This window comes from Candidatus Kurthia intestinigallinarum (genome assembly GCF_003991225.1).
Taxonomy (GTDB): Bacteria; Bacillota; Bacilli; order Bacillales_A; family Planococcaceae; genus Kurthia; species Kurthia populi.
The window spans coordinates 1-849 of sequence record NZ_JTFC01000101.1 but is presented as its reverse complement, the minus strand read 5'-3'; the positions used below and the strand labels follow the sequence as shown (position 1 = coordinate 849).

General features: G+C 36.9%; 1 pseudogene. It reads right to left on the bottom strand.

Annotation, left to right across the window (positions count from 1 at the left end):
• Positions 1-643 (bottom strand): annotated as a pseudogene (locus QI30_RS18880) (AsnC family protein); the annotation flags it as partial.
• Positions 644-849 lie beyond the last annotated feature (206 nt).

The following is an 849-nucleotide window of genomic DNA, read 5'->3' as shown; positions in this document are numbered from 1 at the left end:
ATTCTCTACGATTCCAAATTTCAGCCGTTACTAGCTTTGTGGGATAACCCTCTTTTTTATTCAATGTATAAGGCAATCTAAATACTCGTTCCAGTGTACAAGTTTGGTAATCCGCTCCTAAATCAATCAATTGACCAGTTAGTTCCCTTGTTATGTACATTGTCAGCCATTTAATTTCATTGGTAGGTGCTGCTCCCCCCTGTATTGAATAAATAAGCTGTACACCATTGCCCGAATTAATTACTAAATTAGGATTAGGTAACTTACTATGTGCAATTAGTTTAAACAGTTCTTCTTTACATTGATCTGGTGAGATGCCTAGCTTGTAGCAATCTAAATCGATACCTACATTACGAATCTGCGCTAAATTATTAGCACTACGTTTCATCTGACCATTTACTTCACAAAAAGCATTAAGTGATAAATAGACGTTGGTATAAGGCTTCTCACGCTCTGTAAGGCTTAATAACTTTCCTAACGATTCATATGTCCAGAAAAACTGTTTAGGCTCGTTATACGCAATTCTAGACAGGTCTAATGTAGCTATCATGCCCACGTTCTTTTCTGCTGTGATATAGCAGTCTTGCCATTCGCTAATCAAGTTTTCTTGATGTTTATGCGGTGCATAAGATAAATTCATCATTATTATTTTCCGCTCCTTAGAAACGAAAAAAGCACGTAACGCCTACAGTATGGCGCAACGTGCCTTTAATAACATAGCCAGTTAAAAACTATTGCAACCTACAGAAAATATATGTAGAATTAAAGGGACATTAGGAAGTACGTCGAATACTCCCTAACTAGCTTCATAGCTTAAAACTGGCTATCTATTATGACAAGCTGACACCG